The 19007-nt window shown below is 67.4% G+C and carries 19 protein-coding genes and 1 pseudogene; 6 read left to right on the top strand and 14 right to left on the bottom strand.

What is annotated here, in order from left to right; translation table 11 throughout:
* Positions 1-77: 77 nt before the first annotated feature.
* Both ACQHI0_RS09235 and ACQHI0_RS09230 read left to right on the top strand, forming a co-directional pair.
* Positions 78-887, top strand: a pseudogene (locus ACQHI0_RS09235) (amino acid permease); the annotation flags it as partial.
* 34 nt (positions 888-921) lie between these two features.
* Complete coding sequence (locus tag ACQHI0_RS09230; protein WP_427907516.1) at positions 922-1545, top strand: TetR/AcrR family transcriptional regulator; 624 nt, start codon at positions 922-924, stop codon at positions 1543-1545.
* Here the strand turns inward: ACQHI0_RS09230 and ACQHI0_RS09225 are convergent.
* The gene (locus ACQHI0_RS09225) at positions 1528-3591 is read right to left on the bottom strand and encodes an AMP-binding protein (RefSeq protein ID WP_427907515.1); all 2064 of its coding nucleotides are present in this window, start codon (positions 3589-3591) and stop codon (positions 1528-1530) included. The two genes, ACQHI0_RS09230 and ACQHI0_RS09225, sit on opposite strands and share 18 nt — an antisense overlap.
* Positions 3592-3907: 316 nt before the next feature.
* Between ACQHI0_RS09225 and ACQHI0_RS09220 the strand changes: the two genes are divergently transcribed.
* On the top strand, positions 3908-6505 hold the full coding sequence (locus ACQHI0_RS09220) for an ATP-dependent Clp protease ATP-binding subunit (RefSeq protein WP_427907514.1): 2598 nt from the start codon (positions 3908-3910) through the stop codon (positions 6503-6505).
* 56 nt (positions 6506-6561) lie between these two features.
* Here the strand turns inward: ACQHI0_RS09220 and ACQHI0_RS09215 are convergent, their stop codons facing one another.
* The 4 genes from ACQHI0_RS09215 to ACQHI0_RS09200 all read right to left on the bottom strand — a co-directional run bounded on the left by ACQHI0_RS09215 (position 6562) and on the right by ACQHI0_RS09200 (position 10531).
* Positions 6562-6954, bottom strand: coding sequence for a hypothetical protein (locus ACQHI0_RS09215; RefSeq protein WP_427907513.1), 393 nt, complete (start codon positions 6952-6954; stop codon positions 6562-6564).
* 133 nt (positions 6955-7087) lie between these two features.
* Complete coding sequence (locus tag ACQHI0_RS09210; protein ID WP_427907512.1) at positions 7088-7936, bottom strand: carbohydrate-binding protein; 849 nt, start codon at positions 7934-7936, stop codon at positions 7088-7090.
* Positions 7937-8332: 396 nt separating this feature from the next.
* Positions 8333-9130, bottom strand: coding sequence for an N-acetylmuramoyl-L-alanine amidase (locus ACQHI0_RS09205; protein ID WP_427907511.1), 798 nt, complete (start codon positions 9128-9130; stop codon positions 8333-8335).
* Between the two features lie 162 nt (positions 9131-9292).
* Positions 9293-10531: a cytochrome P450 gene (locus ACQHI0_RS09200; protein ID WP_427907510.1), complete on the bottom strand. Its 1239-nt coding sequence runs from the start codon at positions 10529-10531 to the stop codon at positions 9293-9295.
* A gap of 215 nt (positions 10532-10746) precedes the next feature.
* Between ACQHI0_RS09200 and ACQHI0_RS09195 the strand changes: the two genes are divergently transcribed.
* Positions 10747-11301: a TetR/AcrR family transcriptional regulator gene (locus tag ACQHI0_RS09195; RefSeq protein ID WP_427907509.1), complete on the top strand. Its 555-nt coding sequence runs from the start codon at positions 10747-10749 to the stop codon at positions 11299-11301.
* Between the two features lie 30 nt (positions 11302-11331).
* Here ACQHI0_RS09195 and ACQHI0_RS09190 read toward each other — a convergent pair whose 3' ends face one another.
* From ACQHI0_RS09190 to ACQHI0_RS09175, 4 genes are all read right to left on the bottom strand, one after another.
* Positions 11332-11709 carry a DUF5313 family protein gene (locus tag ACQHI0_RS09190; RefSeq protein ID WP_427907508.1) on the bottom strand — a complete coding sequence of 126 codons (378 nt, stop codon included), beginning with the start codon at positions 11707-11709 and terminating at the stop codon, positions 11332-11334.
* Positions 11709-12167: a MarR family winged helix-turn-helix transcriptional regulator gene (locus ACQHI0_RS09185; RefSeq protein WP_427907507.1), complete on the bottom strand. Its 459-nt coding sequence runs from the start codon at positions 12165-12167 to the stop codon at positions 11709-11711. Before ACQHI0_RS09185 ends, ACQHI0_RS09190 begins: the two co-directional genes overlap by 1 nt.
* Positions 12168-12256: 89 nt before the next feature.
* Positions 12257-13132, bottom strand: a complete 876-nt coding sequence (locus ACQHI0_RS09180; protein ID WP_427907506.1) for a siderophore-interacting protein — start codon at positions 13130-13132, stop codon at positions 12257-12259.
* Between the two features lie 39 nt (positions 13133-13171).
* Positions 13172-13774 (bottom strand): TetR/AcrR family transcriptional regulator, encoded by a 603-nt coding sequence (locus ACQHI0_RS09175; protein WP_427907505.1) that lies wholly within the window; start codon positions 13772-13774, stop codon positions 13172-13174.
* 124 nt (positions 13775-13898) lie between these two features.
* Between ACQHI0_RS09175 and ACQHI0_RS09170 the strand changes: the two genes are divergently transcribed.
* A complete protein-coding gene (locus ACQHI0_RS09170) occupies positions 13899-14288 on the top strand; it encodes a nuclear transport factor 2 family protein (RefSeq protein ID WP_427907504.1) in 390 nt (129 codons plus the stop codon).
* Positions 14289-14321: 33 nt separating this feature from the next.
* Here the strand turns inward: ACQHI0_RS09170 and ACQHI0_RS09165 are convergent, their stop codons facing one another.
* Genes ACQHI0_RS09165 through ACQHI0_RS09145 form a run of 5 tightly spaced genes read right to left on the bottom strand, consistent with a single transcriptional unit; the run spans position 14322 to position 18218 of the window.
* Positions 14322-15527, bottom strand: a complete 1206-nt coding sequence (locus tag ACQHI0_RS09165; RefSeq protein ID WP_427907503.1) for a cytochrome P450 — start codon at positions 15525-15527, stop codon at positions 14322-14324.
* Positions 15524-16126, bottom strand: coding sequence for a GTP-binding protein (locus ACQHI0_RS09160; protein WP_410875655.1), 603 nt, complete (start codon positions 16124-16126; stop codon positions 15524-15526). Before ACQHI0_RS09160 ends, ACQHI0_RS09165 begins: the two co-directional genes overlap by 4 nt.
* Positions 16101-16451, bottom strand: a complete 351-nt coding sequence (locus ACQHI0_RS09155; protein WP_194827562.1) for a DUF742 domain-containing protein — start codon at positions 16449-16451, stop codon at positions 16101-16103. Before ACQHI0_RS09155 ends, ACQHI0_RS09160 begins: the two co-directional genes overlap by 26 nt.
* Positions 16448-16861, bottom strand: coding sequence for a roadblock/LC7 domain-containing protein (locus ACQHI0_RS09150; RefSeq protein WP_427907502.1), 414 nt, complete (start codon positions 16859-16861; stop codon positions 16448-16450). The genes ACQHI0_RS09155 and ACQHI0_RS09150 overlap by 4 nt, the downstream gene beginning before the upstream one ends.
* A complete protein-coding gene (locus ACQHI0_RS09145; protein ID WP_427907501.1) occupies positions 16839-18218 on the bottom strand; it encodes a sensor histidine kinase in 1380 nt (459 codons plus the stop codon). Before ACQHI0_RS09145 ends, ACQHI0_RS09150 begins: the two co-directional genes overlap by 23 nt.
* Before the next feature lie 294 nt (positions 18219-18512).
* On the opposite strand from ACQHI0_RS09145, the gene ACQHI0_RS09140 reads away from it, so the two are divergent.
* Complete coding sequence (locus ACQHI0_RS09140) at positions 18513-18944, top strand: type II toxin-antitoxin system Rv0910 family toxin (protein ID WP_194827560.1); 432 nt, start codon at positions 18513-18515, stop codon at positions 18942-18944.
* Positions 18945-19007 lie beyond the last annotated feature (63 nt).

Genomic DNA, 19007 nt, shown 5'->3' with positions numbered 1-19007 from the left:
CAACAGCTTCGGTCGAACATGCTGATGGGGTGGCGCCGCTGCGCGGTGCCACCCCATCACTCATTTCGAGACAGAACCTAGGCGTGTTCCACATCGACAGCGCCAACTACGACCCCTATTTCCCGTACGGCACCGGTGCGGTGTGGACGGGCGCGGCGACAGTGTTCTTCGCGGTGTTCGGTTACGACGCGATGAGCACCGCGGCCGAGGAATCCATCGACGGGCGCAAGCATCTGCCCAAGGCGATCATCTACTCCCTCGCCATCGCCATGGTGCTCTATGTCCTGTGCACACTCGTGCTCACCGGCATGCAGAAGTACACCGAGATCAGCCCAACCAGTGGTTTCTCCACCGCGTTCGAGTCGGTCGGGATGCCGGGCGTCGCCAACATCATCGCGGTCGGCGCGATCGTCGGCATCATCACCGTGGTACTCACCTTCATGCTCGGCGTCACCCGGGTGTGGTTCGCGATGAGCCGCGACGGGCTGCTGCCCATCTGGTTCGCCAAGACCCACCCCACCCGCAAGGTGCCCACCAGGGTCACCTGGATCGTCGGGTTCGGCGCGGCGATCCTGGCCGGCGTGCTGCCGATCAACACCGTCGCCGAACTCACCAATATCGGCATCCTGATGGCCTTCATCGTCGTGTGTATCTCGGTGATCGTGTTGCGACGCACCAGGCCCGACGCCCCGCGCTCGTTCAAACTGCCGCTCATGCCGGTGATCCCGCTGATCGGAATCGGCTTCTCGGCCTACCTGATCTGGTCGCTGCCGTGGGAGACCTGGGCGCGGTTCGCCGGTTGGCTCGCCGTCGGCCTGATCGTGTATTTCGCCTATTCGCGCAAGCATTCGGTGATGAACCGGACCGCACCGGACCTGAGCAAGTAGGTCATCGGCGACCGGACTGTGCTGTGATGGTCCGATGAGATCGGGGCACGAGGCCGCAGCGGCGAGCGCGAGAGAGTCGCGCTCGCCGCGTCGGCGGGATCCGGCAAAAACCCGCGAAGCCATCATCGACGGACTGCTCGCGGCCATCACCGCGGGCGATTTCGCACCGACCGCGCGCACGATCGCCGCACGGGCAGGCAGTTCCGAACGCAGCGTTTTCGTGCATTTCCCCGACCGCGAGGCCTTGCTGGTGGCGGCGGCCGAACGCCAATCCGAGCTGGTCGAAGCGTGCCTTGTCACCCCGGATCCGTCGGTTGACCTGGCCGAACGGATCACGATCGCGGTCCGGCAGAGCGCCGCGATCTTCGCGTTGCAGCGCGTGCCACGGCTGCCCGGTCTGCAGGAATCCCGATCGATCACCGCGATCGACGCGCGGATGCGCCGCACCGACGAACGCATCCGCGCCGTGCTGGCCGCGCTGTTCGCACCCGAACTGTCCCGATCCGACGGTGTGCTCGACGACGAACTCCTCGATCTGGTCGACGGCGCCCTCGCCTGGCCTGCGCGCCACCATCTGCAGGATCGGCGGGGGCTGTCGGGCGAGCAGGCGTCGGCCAGGATCGCGCGCGCGGTGGGATTGCTACTCGCTCAGCGGTGACCCCGGCACGAGCACCCGTTTGAGGATCTTGCCGGTCTCCCCTCGTGGCAGCGCCGACAGGAATGTCACGTCGCGTGGAACGGAGAATCGGCTGAGGCGGTTGCGGATATAGGTCCGCACCATGTCCGAATCCAGGCCCGCCCCTTCGCGTTTCACCACGAACGCGGCCAGCCGCTGACCGAACTCCCGGTCGGGAACGCCGACGACGGCCACCTCGCTGATCTGCGGCAGATGCGCGAGGGCCTCCTCGACCGGGCGCGGGAAGACATTCTCACCACCGGAGATGATCATCTCGTCGTCGCGACCCGCCACGAACAGCCGGCCACCGGCGTCGAGGTATCCGAGGTCGCCGGTGTCGAGCATGCCGTCGGCCTCCTCCGGCGGCGCGGAGTTGACGTAGCCGTCGAAGAGCATGTGGTTGGCGACGAAGATGTGCCCGACGGAGCCGACCGGCACCGGACGTAGATCGGGGCCGAGCACCGCCACCCGGGTGCCAAGCGGGGGCCTGCCCGCGGTCGTGGGTGAGACCCGCAGGTCGTCGGGGGTGGCGACGCTGGCCCACGACACCTCGGTCGAGCCGTACACGTTGTAGAGCAGGTCGCCGTAGCTGTCCAGGAATCGCAGCACGGTGGCTCCGGCCAGCGGTGCCCCACAGCTGATCACGTAGCGCAGGCTCGTCAGATCCAAGCCCGCGCGGACCTCCGCCGGCACCTCGAGCAGGCGTTCCACCATCGTCGGAACCACGATCAACGTGGTGATCCGATGTTCGGCGACCGCGCGAAGGCAGTCCATCGCATCGAAACCGTCCGACAACACCACGGTGGCACGCAAGGCCGTACTGAGCTGCAACCCGGCCAGACCCCAGGTGTGGAACAGCGGCGCGGGGATGAGCATGACCTCCTCGACCCGCAGCGGGATTCGCGAGAGCAGCGCGGCGATGGTGCCGAAGCCCTTGGCGTGCGGGCGGCGCGCACCCTTGGGTGAACCGCTCGTGCCCGAGGTGAGCACGATCAGCCTGCCCGGATGGGCGGGGATCGGAAAGTCGTTGTGCGCCTGGGCGATCAGGTCGTCGATCGTCGTGCGATCCGGATCGGGCGGGCAGTCGTCGGTGGTGTAGCGCGGCACCTCGCTGTGCAGGTAGCGGATCAGCTTTTCCAGCGCACCGTCGACGAAGACCGCGCTCAGCCGGTGCCGCTGCACGATCTCTTCGATCCGGCGCCCCGACAGTCCGGCATTGAGCAGTGCCACGTCGACGCCGAGTTTGCCCGCGGCGACCATGGTTTCGACCATGCCCGCGTGATTGCGCGCCAGCAGGCCGATGGCGTCGCCTTTGCGTAGGCCGATCGAGTACATCGCGGCGGCCAGCGCCGTGGATCGAGCGTCGACCTCGGCGAAGGTGCGCCGCCCGAGCGCATCGATCAGCGCGGGCCGATCAGGTTCGTAGGCCGCACCCGCCGCGTAACCACCGGCCAGGTTGAAACCCCATTTCGACAGGGAACGAAGCTGTTTCACCATCGACACCGGTTCGGGCCGCATCAGCCCGGTGGCCGCGATGCTGCGCGCCACCCCGGCATTGCGGCGTACCACCGACCGTTCGGCATTGACCACCACCGAGGAACGAGTCCCCGCGATCGCGTCCGAGGTGCGGCGCAGCCCCGCCTTCACCCAGTCGGTGACCAGCGAGTTGCCGCCCTGCTCGACGAGCGGATGGACCCGCGCGACAGCGAAGAGGGTGATTTCGAGGCGGGTTCGCTCCTGGTCACCGCGCAACCGGATCGCGGCGAAGCTGCCGAGCACCGGGCTGCGCAGTTCGAAACTCTCGTACCAGCGGCCGATGACGAGAATGAACTCGTGCGTTCGCATTCCGCCGCTCGCCGAGCCGACCCGCACCTGCCAGTGGACCGCGCCGTCGGGGCGTTCCACCGGTTCGCAACTGCCGATCCCGGTGAACATTCTCGGGTAACTCTGGGGATCGAGCAGCACATCCCACAACGCTTGACGCGCGATGGTGAAATCCGCGCTGACATCGATGACGTCGGTGACCAAACTCCGTGCTCTACTTCCCGTCGGCCTGTTCGACCTGGTGGTCGGCGGGCAAAAATGGGCGCTGCGGTCGATACCACCTCGCGGGTCGCCACGCTACCCGGCTGCGGCGCCCCGTTATCAAGAATCCGACAAAACCGGTGGTTCGGGGCGGTTTCGCCCGGACTTTGTCTGGTGCGCCACACCGTCGGACGTCGGGGATGTGAAACTGTCCAATTGCTTGCACACCGTCCGAGGATGCCGAAGTATTGCTGGCAGTACCGACCCGATCTGCATGAGTCGCCGTGGGACACGGCGCGACGAGCGAAAAGGTGTGGACATGACAGCGAGCTGGGCGAGTTCCCGCGATCCCTTCGACGACATCTTCCAGCGGTTTTTCGGTTCCGGGATGTCATCGAAGCCGCCGGTACAACGGATCGATCTGGGCAAGCTGATGACCGACAACGCGAAGTTGCTGGTCGGTACCGCCCGCGAGGCGGCCCAGGAGTGGGGCAATCCCGACATCACTCCCGAACACCTGCTCTACGCCGCCACCGAAGCAGAGCCGGGGCGCAGCATCGTCGCCGAGCTCAGCCTCGATCCCGACCAGGTCGCCGAGCAGATGGAGGACTACCTCGACACCGGCGAACCCAGTGAGGGCGACCTCGCCGACATCACGCTCAGCCCGGCCACCAAGGTCGCATTGCGCGCGGCCCAACGGCAGGCCGCTCAGTCGGGCAGCAGCTACATCGGCCCCGAGCACATTCTGCTGGGCATCGCCTCGCTACCGGACAGCGTCGCGGCGCAGGCGCTGGTCGCGGGAATCGCGGCCACCCAGAGCGGGGGCGTGCCCGCGCCGGGAACCCCGATGGCGACCGCGCCCTCGAAGCGTCAGCAGCCGGAATCGGACACACCGACGCTCGACGAATACGGACGCGACCTCACCGCCGAAGCCCGCGAGGGCCTGATAGACCCGGTAGTCGGCCGGGCGGAGGAGATCGAGCAGACCATCGAGATCCTGTCACGGCGGCGCAAGAACAACCCGGTGCTGATCGGTGACCCCGGCGTCGGCAAGACCGCGATCGTGGAGGGGCTTGCGCAGCGGATCGTCAACGGGGACGTGCCCGTCACCCTCGCCGACCGCCGCGTCATCGCGCTCGATGTCGGCTCGCTGGTCGCGGGCAGCAAGTACCGGGGCGAATTCGAGGAGCGGCTCACCAAGATCCTCGACGAGGTCCGCGCCCACAAAGACGAGCTGATCGTCTTCATCGACGAGCTGCACACCATCGTCGGCGCCGGTGGCGGTGGCGAGGGCTCGATGGACGCGGGCAACCTGCTCAAGCCCGCGCTGGCTCGCGGCGATCTGCACGTGGTCGGCGCGACCACCATCGACGAGTACCGCAGGTATATCGAGAAGGACGCCGCGCTGGAGCGCCGGTTCCAGCCGGTGATGGTCTCGGAGCCCTCGGTGGAGGACACCATCGAGATCCTGCGCGGCCTTGCCGATGTGTACGAAGAACACCACCAGGTGCGCTACTCCGACGAGTCGCTGATCGCGGCCGCGCAGCTCTCGGATCGCTACCTCACCGACCGGTTCATGCCCGACAAGGCGATCGACCTGATCGATCAGGCGGGCGCGCGGATCCGATTGCGTTCGGGCACACCCGATCCGGAGGTGCGGGCCAGGGACGAGGCGATCGCCCGGCTGTACCGGGAGAAGGACGCCGCCGTCGACAACGAGGACTACGAGAAAGCCAAGGCGCTCAAGGCCGATATCGACGCCGCCGAGCAGGATTTGGCGGAGTCCGGTGCGACGTCCTCGGAGCCGATCGTCGATGTCGTCGATATCGCCGAGGTGATCTCGAAGCGCACCGGCATTCCGGTGGCCGATCTGACCGCCGAGGAGAAGCAGCGCCTGCTCCAGCTCGAAGATGTCCTGCACAAGCGGGTGATCGGGCAGAACGAGGCAATCGTGGCGATCGCCGAGGCGGTGCGCAGGGCACGGGCCGGACTCAAGGATCCGAACCGGCCGATCGGGTCGTTCCTGTTCCTCGGCCCCACCGGTGTCGGCAAGACCGAGCTGGCCAAGGCGCTCGCCGAAGCGGTGTTCGGCGACGAGGACCGGCTGATCCGGTTCGACATGAGCGAGTTCCAGGAAAAGCACACGGTCTCGCGGCTGGTCGGTGCACCGCCCGGATATGTCGGCTACGACGATGCCGCGCAGCTCACCGACAAGGTGCGGCGGCAGCCGTATTCGGTGATCCTGTTCGACGAGGTCGAGAAGGCGCACCCCGATGTGTTCAATGTGCTGCTGCAGCTGCTCGACGACGGGCGCGTCACCGATTCCAAGGGCCGCACCGTCGATTTCAAGAACACGATCGTGATCATGACGTCCAATATCGGTTCGCACGTGATCCTCGAGGCACCGCCCGGTGAGCTCGACTCGATCGTGCCGCAGCTCGAGGAGCTTCTGCGCCAGCACTTCCGGCCCGAGTTCCTCAACCGGATCGACGAACAGATCGTGTTCCACCGCCTCGACAAGGCGGAGCTCGAGCAGATCGTGGAACTGATCCTGGACCGCACGCGGCGCATGCTCGCCGCGCAGGACATCGAGCTCGAGATCAGCCAGTCCGCGGTGGACTGGCTGGGCGAGCGAGGTTTTCAACCGGAATTCGGTGCGCGGCCGTTGCGCCGGACGGTGCAGAAGGAGCTCGACAACCGGGTCTCGCGACTGCTGCTCGACGGTGGTCTCGAACCCGGCGACACGGTGAAGGTCGACACCACCGACGACGATCTGGTCGTCACCGCGGTGCGTCCCGGAGGTAAGGCCGACACCAATGGTTCGGCGCCGACGCCCGCACCGAAGAAGTCGGCGAAGAAGCCCGCCAAGAAGGCCGCGGGCAAGAAGGGCGACGGCAAGAAGCTCGCCTCGAAGTAGCGGATCGACGACTGTGGCCCGGTTCGCGCGAACCGGGCCACAGTGTTGTCGACGGGTCAGCCGCCGGTGACCACGCAGGATTCGCCGAAGAGGAATCCTCGTCCCACCGAAACGTTCGCGCTGCCGGCGATACCGTCCTGGACGGCTGTCAACGTGTGGGCGCCGGTGTACGACGGCACCCAGTCGTACATGGCGACGCCGTCGGTCGGGGCGACCACGGCCAGCAGTGCGCCGTTGTCGTAGAACGCGACAGGAACGATGCCGACGCTGAGCCTGGCCAGCAACTGGTGGGTGCATCCGGTGCCGAAGTTGGTTGCCGAACCGACGCTGAGGTTGGGCTTGACCGTCAACTGGGAGACACCGGCCGAGGCGGTCGGCGCGCCGAGAGTCGTTGCCAGCAATACTGTCCCGATGGCAGCGACGGTCAAGGCTGATTTCCTGTCACTCATATCTCACGTCCCTTGTGCTGCGGGGCCGACCGAACGCGAGGCCGGCGAGTCGGTCCCCATCCTCACCCCATCGTGGGATGGATGGTGGGAGAACACACGAAACGTTTCCGCTCGCCCGCCCGCAACGCTCGAGTTATATCCGCGACCAGAGTGCGGGCGTGTTCGGCGGCGTCCAGTTCGGATCGTGGACGGTGTGCGCCTGCCTGCAGCTGTAGGTGGCGCCCTGATAAGTCACCTTGTCGCCGATCGCATAGGTGGCGCCCTGACGCCACGCTGATCCGGCAGGAGCGGTGGTGGTCGGGTGTTCGTGGCCCGGGGTGGTCGTGACGGGCGGCTTCGTCGTCGCGGCCGGGGGTTTGGTGGTTGTCGACGGCGGTGTGGTGGGAGCCGGGGTGGTGGTGGCCGGCTGGGACGTGGTCGGTTTCGGGGTGGTCGTAGTCGGCGGTGTACCACCACCGATCTCGAGATCGACACAACTGTAGAAAGCGGCCGCGGTGTCACCGATATTCCAGACCGCACGCAATTTCTGCCGCCCGGAATAGTTCGACAAATCGACGGTATGCGTTACCTCCATGGCCGGCTGCGCATTCTGGCCGTCGAACACGGCAACCCGCGTATTGCCGATAAAATACTCCCAATTCAAGGTGCGATGGTTCGCGGTGTTCTTCCATGTGAATCTCGTACTACCGGAAACCTTCTGCGGGACCCAGCCGAGGCTGTCGTCATCGAGTTCGAGGTATTTGTTCGCACTGCAGTTGGTGAGCCCCTTCGGACCCTCTACGCTCTGCGGTTCATATTTCACCGCTCCGCAGGGCACGAGCCCACGGGCACATTGTTCCTGCCTGCTCGCCGGCCCGGTCACCCAGCCGTGGGCATTGACACTACCGACCGGCACCAGCGCAGTGACAAGAGGCGCCAACGCCATTGCGCCGGCGAAGAACAGAATTCGACTTCTCACTATCAATACTCCTTGGAAACGCATACGGAGGACGGCAGGGGCCGGCTTGCCGTCCGGGAAACATTTCGAGCGATGACACTGAACACTTCGATATCGAACTGTGATTCAGGACAGTAGAGCGGAGAAGATCAACCGTCAACCACTCCGGTAGCGAAAAATACCGCTACCGGCCGGTATTCACGCAAAGTTTCACAGGCGTGCGAACTCAGCGAATAGCAGCGATTCGAACCAACCGGTTTCTCTTCGCGGCAACCAAGGAGTTAATCCCCCAGCTGACACGGGTGTACAGATTTGCCAGCGGTCGGCAATAGGTAGCCATGTCGACAACAAGCCGCCTTACTGATCCAACGACGAGGCGGTCTGAAGTGGGCGTGGCGAACTTTGCGCGACTCCTCCAAAATCCACTGGAGGCCGTCTCGGTCAACCGAGGAACGCGAGGATTCCGGCCGTGATGAGCTCGGCGTAGCGGGCCCGCCCCGCCGGGGTCTCGATGAGCGCGGCGTCGGTCGCCGACCGCATATTGCCGCATTCGACCAGCGCGCTCGGCCGCTCGGCCAGGTTGAGCCCGGCCAGATCCGCCCGCGGGTCCAGCCCCGCCGAGCCCACATAGGTAGAGGGCACCGCGCCACCGGCGACCATGGCATCGCGCAGCGCGATCGCCAGTCGGGTCCCCGACTCGGCCTGGACCGGGTTCAGCGGAGGTTCGGCATAGGCGATGTGGAATCCGTGTGCGCCCGCGCCGGTATTGCCGTCGGCATGGATCGAGACGACCGCGTCGGCGCCGGACTGATTCGCGATCGCGGCACGCTGATCGACGCACGGACCGACGCCGGAGTCGTCGGCGCGAGTGAGGATCACCCGCACACCGCGCGCGGAAAGAGCGTCACGCACCCGCTGGGTGACATCCCAGGTGAATTCGTGCTCGGCGTACCCACTCGCGGCCGAGGTGCCGGTGGTGTTGCAGGGCTTGGTCCCGCCGCGCCCGTCGGGCACCGGCGCGTTGATCTGCGCGAGGTGCGTGGCGTTGCCCCCGTTGTGACCGGGATCGAGGACGACAGTGCGGTTGGCGGCGGGGAAAGTCGACGGCACGGGGCTCTCCGAGGATATGGCCGTCGCGGTCGACGTCGTCGGGTTCGCATCCGTGGTGGCGGACGCGCATCCGGCGAACAACGCTGTCGTCGCGAGCAGGCAGGCGGACAGGAACTGACGGGGACGCACCCCGACACCGTGCCACACCCCGCCCACAAGACAACGCCGTCCGTGCAAGGTGACGCTCGCGCCGCCTGCTGTCCACCGAGCCCGATCAGTTCAGCGCTGCTCGCCTCCCGGCGAAGGCGCCATTGCCCGCGAGACTACGAGTCCGGCCGTCGTGGACCGAACTCAGCGCCGAGCAATGCGCAGCGGAAGCGTCGCGTGGCGGCGGGCGAAAAGACTGGGCACCCAGCGTGGCGGCTCCGCATCGATCAGCGCGAACTGTTCAGTCCGTTCGAGGAGCAGTGTGATCGCGGCGGTCGCTTCGAGGCGGGCCAGGGCGGAACCGATGCAGAAATGGGCGCCCATACCGAACGCCGCGTTGGCACGTCCGCGGGGCCGGTCCAGGTCGACGACGTCCGGGTCCGGGTAAGCGGCGGGATCGCGATTGGCGGCTCCCCAGAGCAACAGCAGGTGGCTGCCCGCGGGTAGGTCGACGCCGGCGAGCTGCGTGTCGGCCACGACGTGGCGGTGGTGTCCGCGGAAGGGCGACTCCAGTCGCAGCACCTCGTCGAGCAAGGCGGGAACGAGCTCGAGACGTTCGCGCAGACGGGTCTGCAGTGCGAGATCGGTGGCGAGCAACCGGGCCGCCGACGCGATCAGGCCCGCGGTCGATTCCCCGCCCGCGCCGATCAGCTGCACCACGATCAGCACCGCCTGCTGCTCGTCGATCTTGCCCGCCGCCATCGCCTCGACGAGCACCTCGAGCAGTGTTCGCGGCGAATCCCGTTCGGCTACTGGTTCTTTCGCACCGCTGATCGCCAGGTACGCGTAGTGGGCGAGCTCGGCCGCCGAGGTGATCAGCGCGGTCATTCGCCCGTCGGCCACGACACCACCCAGCATCTCGGTGGAGTCGTAGGCCAGCGAGAGCAGTGTCGGCACGTCGGCCGCGGGCAGGCCGACGAGTTCGGCGATCAGCGCCAGGGGCAAGCGATCGGCGACCCCGGTGGCCCAGTCGATCCGATCACCGTCGAGTTCCTCCACCCAGAGCTGTTCGGTGAGTGCGGTGACGACCGGGCCCACAGTGCGGATCCTTTTGGCCAGCGCGGGTCCGACGATGCCGCGATGGGTGGCGTGGATGTCGTCGTCGGCCGTGGCGAGCACGTGCAGACCCTGCCCGGTCGCGTCGAGGTCGAAGGTCGTCGGCGCCGCACCCGGCTGGGCGACGAGCACTGCGGTCAGATGGGAGGAGAACGCCGCCGGGCGCCGGGTCGCCTCGGTGACCGCGGCCCACGAGGCGACGAGGAAGAAGTCGGTGCCGGGCACCCGGTAGACGGGCGCTTCCTCGCGCAGGGCGCGATACATCGGGTAGGGGTCGTCGAGCACCGCCGGGTCGAACAGGTCGATCGCTGCGAGGTCTGTGGTCATGGCCGCCGCCTTTCCTGGTCAGGCTGTCGGCGCTCACCGTGCATCGCCGAGAGGCACGCGGTCAACGACTGTCTCACACTGAGACAGCGGGGCGATGTCGTTGTCGTGCAACCCGCTGCGAACTTCTTCGAAAACAGTCCCTGCCTGGCTGGATTCGGATAGACAGATTTCATCGAACGTCTCGAGATGAGACAGTCAGCGTTGGAGGCTCGCCGATGACCGACCATGTGGACTGGCTGACCGGCGGCGACCGACGCACCATCGCGGTCGACCGCATCGAACGCGCGGCCCTCACACTGTTCCTCGAACACGGCATAGACAACGTCACCGCCGACGACATCGCCGCGGCCGCCGGTTGCTCACGCGCGACGCTGTATCGCCACGTCGGCGGCAAGGCACAACTGGTGCGGGCCGTGATGGTCCGGGCCGCGGGCTCCGTCGTCGCCCGCGTCGAGGCGGCCGTCGACTCCGTTCCGCCCGGCCGACGACCCGTCGAGGCCATCCTGGCCGCCGTCGCCGCCATCCGCGCCGACCCGGTGCTGCGCCAATGGCTGATCCGGCACCGCTCCCCCGATACCGACGAATTCCTTGCCGGCGCACCGGAACTCGGCCATATCGCGACGGCGCTCACCAGGATCGCACCCGACGACGAGGCCGCGGGCTGGGTCGTGCGCGTCGTCTTGTCGCTGCTCACCTGGCCGCTGCCCGACGCCACTGCGGAACGTCACCTGGTCGAACGATTCATCGGGCCCACCCTCCGTGCGGGCTGACTCCCCGTTCGATCACGGCGGGAACGCGGCTCAGCCGCGGTGGTGGCGACTCTCGTAGGCGACGCGCTCGGACTCGGCCCGGCGGCGTTCGGCCTCGTTCGCCAACTCGGGATCGAAGCCGTGACTGACCAGGCGGTGCCGCCGGTACACATAGACCAATGCCACGGTGAAGTAGACCAGCGGCAGGTAGAGCAGCGCCATCATCGACAGGCCGATCCACAGCGGGCCTGGGACCAGCAAGAACAGGCACAGCACCGGAAGCACAGGCAGCAGGAAGCGCATCAGGTATCGGCGGGTCGCGCCGGGACCGGTGAGGTCGGCGAGCACCCAGTCCGCCATCGCGGGCGGCAGGGTGCCGCCGGTGAGGTAGCGAAGGCGCTGCCAGAGATTCGGGGTCGAGTTGCTCATTACTGGTCCCTCACATCGGATGCGCGTCGCGCGGCCGCGTTCACCCGGCCGAGGACATCGCGCAATTCTTCCAGGTCCGCGAGGCTCACGCCGAGGCGTGCCACCACGGCGGGCGGGATCCGCTCGGCCTGTTCGCGCAGGTCACGGCCCGCCTCGGTGAGGTCGATGTGCAGCGTGCGCTCGTCGTGCGGATCGCGGCGGCGGGTGATGAGACCGGCGGATTCGAGCCGCTTGAGCAGCGGTGACAACGTCGCGGAGTCGAGCTGGATCGCCTCGGCGACAGCCTTCACCGACATCGGTGCCTCACCCCACAGTGCGAGCATCACCAGATACTGCGGATGCGTCAGGCCGAGCGGTTCGAGCAGCGGCCGGTAGACCGCCAGTACCGATCGATTGGCCACCGCCAGGGCGAAGCACACCTGCCGGTCGAGCCGCAACGGGTCGTCGAGCTCCTGCATCGTCCACCACCTTCCTTAGCCCACACACTATTACGCCACTAACAGTTAGTGCAATAACTATTAGTGGCGTCACAGCGGCGCGATGCGCGTCAGTCCTCGTCGACGAGCGGCTCACCGGCCGCGGCGCGGCGCACCTTCTCGCGGCCGTTGTCCTCCTCGGTCCGGCCCTGCCGCCAGTAGCCGGTGAAGGTGATGGCGCGCTTGTCGACGCCGCGGTCGCGGACCAGATTGCGCCGGGTGAGCTTGACCAACTCGGCCTCACCGGAGATCCACGCGTAGGGCGCGCCCACGGGAAAATCGGCGGCGCGGACCGCGTCGACCACCGCCTCGCCGTGCGGGCGATCGCCGCGATGCACCCACTCGATCCGCACATCGCCACGGGTCTCGAACCGCTGCTCGTCGGCCGGGCCGTCGACCTCGATGAATGCCCGCACCGGCGCACCCGCGTCGAGGCGTTCGATGATCGCGCCGATCGCGGGAATCGCGGTCTCGTCACCGACGACCAGCTGCCAATCAGGATCGGCGGGCGGCGTGTAGAGCGCGTGCGGCGGGCAGAGCAGGCCGATCTCGTCGCCCGGCGCCGCGGTCGAAGCCCAGTCCGAGGCGGGGCCCGCGTGCTCGGCGTGCAGGGCGAAGTCGATGTCGAGCTCGCCGAGCTCGGGCCGCTGCGCGCGGATCGTGTAGGTGCGCATCGGCGGGCGGATCTCGTCCGGCATCGCGAGATACTGCTGGTACCAACTCATTACGCTGCCGGGGTCCGCCAGCGGCGGCGGCACGACGGGCCGCGGCCTGCCCGGAAGCGGGAAGAAGAGCTTCGTGTACTGGTCAGGCCCGGTGTCGGCAAGGGCTGCCGGGTCCTGGCAACCGAGGGTGATCCGCACCATGCGCGGCGTCAGCCGCACCGCACGACGAACCATCACCGGCGCGTAGACCATAGTCGGTCGGTTCACAGTCCCAGTAGTCATTAGGCAAGGCTAACCTATTGACAGGCCATCCGACATGCGTCAGTCGACGGCCAGACCGGAAATGATCTGCTCGATCACCCCGCGGACGGCGACGATGTCCCCCGCCTCCGCGGAATTCGCCAGATATTGCGCCGCCTCGTCCAGCGCGCCCACCACCACCAGCGCCAGTGGCCGCACCGGCTGCTTCCTGATCCGTCCGGCGGCCATGGCCCCCGCCATCGCGTTCTCCACCAGGCCGATCGTGTGCCGCACTTCGATCTCGCGCCACCGACTCCACCCGAGTACCGCGGGCGCGTCGAGCAGCGCGATCCGCCGCACCTCGGTCGCGGTCGAGGCCTGCAACCACGCCAGGCAGCCCACGATCAGGCTCGCGATCGGATCCTCGGCCCTCGCCTCGGCAACGGCGGTGGCGATCACCTCGACCAGGCTGCGCTCGAGATCCTCGAACACCGCCTCGAACAGATCCCGCTTCTCACTGAACTGGTGATAGAGCGCGCCGCGACTGACCCCGGCTGCCTCGGCCACCGCGATCGTGCTCACCGCGCCATAGCCGAACTGCCCGAACAGTTCTCGCCCGGCGCGGATCACCGCGGCACGCGTCGAGGCCGAGCGTTCGGCTTGGGTCCGGCGATCAGGATTCATGGCGACGTCGAAGTCTAGGGCAGGACGACGGCCACGGCGGATCCGAGGCCCTTCGCCCCTTGACCGGCCGCACCCGATCCGGGAACATACAGTCACCCTGTTTGTATATTGGAAGGGCTTGGCTATGTCCGATGCCACCAAAGATCTGTTCGAGCGCTATCACGCCTGCTGGGCCGAGCGTGACCCCGACCGGATCGCCGCGCTGCACACGCCCGATTCGGTCTTCCACCTGCATTCCGGGAGCGCACCCGCGCACGGACGGGCGGAGATCCGCACGGCCGCGGCGCAGACCTTCGTCCTCGTCCCCGACCTGGTCTTCACCCAGCTCGACCTACGCGTCGGCGACGACTTCTGGGTGGTGCGATGGAAGCTGTCCGGCACCTCCGTCACCGGCGGCGCCGTCGACGTGGATATCGCGGACATGGTGACCGTCGAGGACGGCGCGGTCAAGGCGAAGCACACCTACGTCGACGGTGTGGCCATGCAGGCTGCGCTGACCGCTCCTTCCGCCTGACGCCACCACTGCCGGTGCCGCCCCGCGTGCGATTCAGGGCATCGGCAGTGGCGGTGTCTTCGGGAATCGCACGGGCAGCGCCGCGAGCGACCGATGGAACGGCCCTGGACGCCACACCAGGTCCTCGACGGGCACGGCGAGGGTCAATTCCGGGAGCGCGTCGAGCAATTGGTCGATCGCGTCCTGCACGATCAGGTACGCCACCGGCTTGGCCGGGCAACCGTGCGGGCCCGCGCTCCAGGCCAGGTGCGCCCGGCTGTCGACGACATCGCGCCCGGCGATGGCCGGATCGTTGTTGCAGGCCGACATGCTGATGACGACCGGTTCGTGCGCGGGCAGCCAGGTGTCCTCGATCAAGATCGGCTGACGCGGGTAGGTCATGCAGAAGTTGGCCAGTGGCGGATCGGTGAACAGCACTTCGTCGAGTGCGTCGCGGGTGGACAGACTGCCGCCGAGCACACTTCCCGCGAACCGGTCGTCGGTGAGCATCAGCCGCAAGGTGTTGACCACCAGGTTCAGCATCGGCTCGATGCCCGCGCCGTAGAGCACCAGCAGTTGGTGCACCATCTCCTCGTCGGTCAGGGCAGCGTGGTGCTGGAGCAGGCGGGTGGCGACGTCGTCACCGGGCTCGCGCTGGCGCAGCCCGACCAGGTCGGCCAGAGCCGCGGCGAGCAGGTTGTTGCCCGCCTCGGCGTCGTCACCTTCGAAGATCTGCGCCATCCCGGTGGCGACCTGCTGCCCGATCTCGGGCGTGCACCCGAGCATCGAGTTCAGCGCCTGGAACACCAACGGAAAAGCGTACTGGCTCAGCAGGTCCGCCGATCCGGTCGCGCAGAAGCTGTTGATCAGCGGAATGGCGAACTGTTCGACGGTGCTGTGCATCGCGTACAGATCCACCCCGGCGATCCCGGCGACATTGGCCTGCCGGTACCGGGCGTGCTCGGCGCCGGTGGTGCGCAGCGCGGCCGGCCGGAACTGCAGCATCGGCAGCACCGGACAGTCCTGCGGGATGTCGCGTTCCCACATGCGCGGGTCGGCCGGGAAGTGCTCCGGATCGTTGAGTATGCGCACCGCGGTGTGATAGCCGATCACCAGCGTGGCCCGGATTCCGGGCGAGAGTTCCACCGGCACCACCGCGCCGAATTCGGCCCGCATCCGCTGGTAGGCGGCTTGCGGATCGGCGGCGAATTCGGGTGCCCACATCGCCACCCGTTCGTCGGCGGCGATATCGACCGTCATGACGCTGTTGCTTCCTGCCTACGAAACAGATACTCCGCCAAGGTGATCAGCGCGCGCAGACCCTGATCACGGCGACGGGCGTCGAGCGCGATCACCGGCGTACCGGGGGCGAGGTCGAGTGCCTCACGCACTTCCTCGAGCGGATAACGCCGGAATCCCTCGAATTCGTTCACCGCGACCGCGTAGGGCACGCCACGTTGTTCCAGCGCCGAGAGCACGTCGTCGGCCTTCTCGATGCGCCGGGTGTCGACGAGCACCAGCGCGCCGAGGGCACCGCGAGCCAGTTCCTCCCACAGCGGGGCGAACCGTTCCTGACCGGGTGTGCCGAAAAGATACAGCGCCAGTTGGGGATTCAGGGTGATGCGGCCGAAATCCAGTGCGACCGTGGTCGATACCTTGCTACCCAACCCAGCCATGTCGTCGACACCGATGCTGGCCTCGGTGATCGTCTCCTCGGTGCGCAGCGGCCTGATCTCGGACACGCCGCACACGAAGGTGGTCTTGCCGACGCCGAAATTTCCTGCGACCAGGATCTTCACCGACCGTGTCACGGTTTCCGCGACGTAGTCGACCTCATCCCGCGATGGCGCGGAGGCCATGCAGCACCTCCTTGATCAGTGCGAGTTCCGGTTTCACCTGTGCCGGGGTCGGGCAGTGCAGGTGACCGCTGTCGAGCAGATCCGAGACGATGATCTTCACGACGGAGGCGGGTAGGTCCAGATAGGCCGACAGTTCGGCGATCGAGAGCGCGCCGCGGCGGCTGGTGAGTGCCAGCAGGCGACGCTCGTCGGGGCGGTGATCGGGACGTGCGTCGTCGACGGCACGGACCAGGGTCACCAGGTCGAGATCATGGGCGGCACGCACCCGCCCGCCGGTGCGCACATAGGACCGCACCAGGTCGGGATCGCGCCTGCCGCGGCTCAATTCCTCCCGCCTAGGCGGGGCGCGCTGCCGATCTCGTGGCCTACGCGCGAGGCCAGTTCGTTCATCCGATGCGCCACGAGCGCGACGTCGACATCGGCGGTGGTGGCGACGCCGAGCAGGGCGCCCGCACCGGCGGCGGTGATCATGATCATGCCCTCGTCGTACTCGGTCATGTTCTGACGCACCGCGTTCGACGAGCCGCCGCAGAATTCGCCGAGCGCCTTGCCGAGCGAGCGCAGGCCGGAGGCGGCCGCGGCGAACCGTTCGGCGTCGTCTTTGACCACGCCGCGGGAGTGGGCGATGCGCAGCCCGTCATCGGACAGCAACACCGCGAAGCGGACGCCGGGGATCTCCAGATCCTCGAGCAGCCATGCCAATCGGTTGGTGCTATCGGCTACCGGTGTGCTCATCGGCTGTTCCTTCCGTGGTTCGCTCGGCCGCAGCGGCACGACCGCTGCGGGATCCGCTGCGCCAGGCAGCGGCGAGGTCGGGGCGCGCCTGCCCCGACTCGGTCGTTACCCCCGCCGAATCCGGGGCAACAGGTCGGCGGCGGCGCTTGGGCAGCCCACCGCTGGTGATCTCGTGAACGTCGGCGCCGGGCGATTCGACCTCGGCCACCGGTACCGGAATATGGGCCGGCGCAGCGAGTTCGGGCTCGGGCAGCCGCGGCGCATCCCCGCTCACCAGCAGCGCCGACGGCACGTACACCATCGCGCGCATGCCACCGAAGATGTTGGGCCCGTCGACGTGCACGGAGAATCCGTAGCGCCGCGCGAGCGCCGCGATGCCGGGGAAGCCGACCTTCGGCGCGGGACCGAGGTCGTGGATGTCGACCGCGCGTTCGCCGGTGAGCACCAAGCGCGCGTCCTCGAGTTGCTCCGGGCTCATGCGCATGCCCGCGTCGTCGATGATCACGGTGACACCGTGATGGCCCTCCTGGAAACCGATCTCGACGAACGACGACGGCGGCGAATAGCGCAGTGCGTTGTCGAGCAGGGTCGCCATGGTGTGCACGAGTGGTTCGACCGCGCGGCTGATCACGATCCGGTCGGACTGCGACGCACGCACCCGCAGGAATTCCCTGACCCGGCCGGTCGCGCCGCCCGCCACATCGGTGAGCGACTGCTGTGGCCACCGGCGCCCGGGCAGACCGCCGGAGACGATCACATAGGACTGTGCCTGGCGGATCATCTGCTGCACGGTGTGGTCGATCCGGGTGAGTGTCTCGTAGATCGCGTCGTCGCGATGTTCGCGCAGCGCGGCGCTGACCACCTGGCCCAGGTCGGTGCCGAGGCTCACCACCGAGGTACCGAACGAACGCACCGCGGCGCTGGTGGCCGCTCGCGAGGACGCCGCGAGCTCATCGCGGGCCTGCTCCTGTGCGGCCGTGACCTCGTTGACGCGGCGCTGCTCGCCGTAGCGTTCGACCATCGCCCTGGTTTCCTCGACGACCACGCGCAGATCTTCGGCGTGACCGGTCGCGATCCACTGCAGGGCCTGGCCGAATTGCGAATCACCCAGTTCCACCGGCACATCCACCGCGATCGAGGGGATCTCGTGCCTGCGCACGGCCGCGGTGATCGCGGGCAGTGTGGTCTGCGCCAGCTGCATCAGGGCGTTCTCACAGGCGAGGCGTTCGCGGATGGCGGCGTCGGCCCGCTGCCGCTGTCGGCGCTCGTTACGCATGGCCAATACACTGACCGCGATCGCGAGCAGTAACAGCGGCGCACCGATGACAAGCAACAGCACCGCGATTCCTGAGTTCATCAGATCTTTCGTCGTCCTCGACCACACGACACCCTTGCCGGTGGCCCTCGCCGGCCGGCCCGCCGAGGCAGTCGCCTTCCACCCCGGGATGGAATCGGATATCCGATTCACACGCTCCGGATTCAGCGACCCGCACACATTAGCAGCACAGTGACAGATCGCGATGTGGATCATGCTGTCCGACACCATGATTCCCCGTGAAACGGGCCAGACTACTGGACGGTTGATCTATTATGGTTCACGATGCCCTGATCCGATCGTCGCGGAACCGCGGGTACCGGATACTATCCCGACGTGGCGAAACTGAAGCTCTCCGTCGATGTCCCCGTCCCGCCGGACCAGGCCTGGGCGCACGCGTCCGACCTCCCGCACCTCGGTGATTGGCTGACCATTCACGAGGCGTGGCGTGGCACGCTGCCCGAGGAGCTCACGCCGGGCACCGTCCTCGTCGGCATCGCCCGCGTGAAGGGTTTCCGCAACAAGGTCACCTGGACGGTGCGCACCGCCGAGCCGCCCCGCAAGCTCGCCCTCACCGGCACGGGCATCGGTGGCACCAAGTTCGGGCTCGGCCTGCTCGTCGAGCCGAGCGGCACCGGATCGAAGGTGAGTGTCGACATCGACCTGGGCGGCGCGCCGCTGTTCGGCCCGATCGGTTCCGCCGTCGCGAAGGCCTTGCGCGGCGATATCGAGCGCTCGCTGGAGATGTTCGTCAAGCTCTACGGCTGACCCCGCAACGCGAAAGCCCGGACGGAACACGATGTTGCGCCCGGGCTTTGCCGTCCGTGAGAG

Source organism: Nocardia sp. FBN12, from assembly GCF_050320175.1.
GTDB lineage: Bacteria > Actinomycetota > Actinomycetes > Mycobacteriales > Mycobacteriaceae > Nocardia.
The sequence above is the reverse complement of the archived record's forward strand: the minus strand, read 5'-3'. Positions and strand labels throughout refer to the sequence as shown.